At 69.9% G+C, this 664-nt stretch carries 1 protein-coding gene; it reads left to right on the top strand.

Going from position 1 to position 664, the window contains the following annotated elements; genetic code table 11:
* On the top strand, positions 1-664 hold a 664-nt coding region (locus tag ACXJKJ_RS30795), incomplete at both ends, for an efflux RND transporter periplasmic adaptor subunit (protein ID WP_457395308.1).

Genomic DNA, 664 nt, shown 5'->3' with positions numbered 1-664 from the left:
CCGGCGACCGTGACGACCGCGCAGGTGCAGCCGGTGCGCTGGAGCGATGAGCTCAAGGCGCTGGGCACGGCCAATGCGCGCGAATCGGTGACGATCACCGCCAGCGTCAGCCAGACCATCGCCAGCGTCGAGTTCGACAGCGGCCAGTACGTGAAGAAGGGCCAGCCGCTGGTCACCCTGGTGCAGGGACAGCAGGCGGCCAACGTCGACCAGGCACAGGCGCAGCTGCGCAACGCCGAGCAGCTCTACGAACGCAGCCGCAAGCTTGCCGAACAGCAGCTGATCGCGCGCGCCGACCTGGACACGCAACGTTCCGCGCTGGAAGCCGCGCGTGCGCAGGTGGCGACGCAGCGCGCCACCGTCGCCGACCGGGTGATCCGCGCGCCGTTCTCCGGCGTGCTGGGGCTGCGCCTGATCAGCGCCGGGTCACTGGTCACGCTGGGCACGCCGATCACCACGCTCGACGATGTCTCCCTGATCAAGCTCGACTTCACCTTCCCCGAATCAGCGCTGTCGCAGCTCGCCCTCGGCCAGCGCGTCAATGCGCGCAGCGAGGCGTGGCCGGGCGAAACCTTCGTCGGCACCGTGGCCTCGATCGATTCGCGCGTGGATCCGGTCTCGCGCGCGATCACCGTGCGCGCGGAAATCCCCAACGCCGATGGCC

The sequence above is a fragment of the Roseateles sp. P5_E1 genome (genome assembly GCF_054049335.1).
Note: the sequence above shows the minus strand (reverse complement) of the source record. Positions and strands in the feature narration are given on the sequence as shown.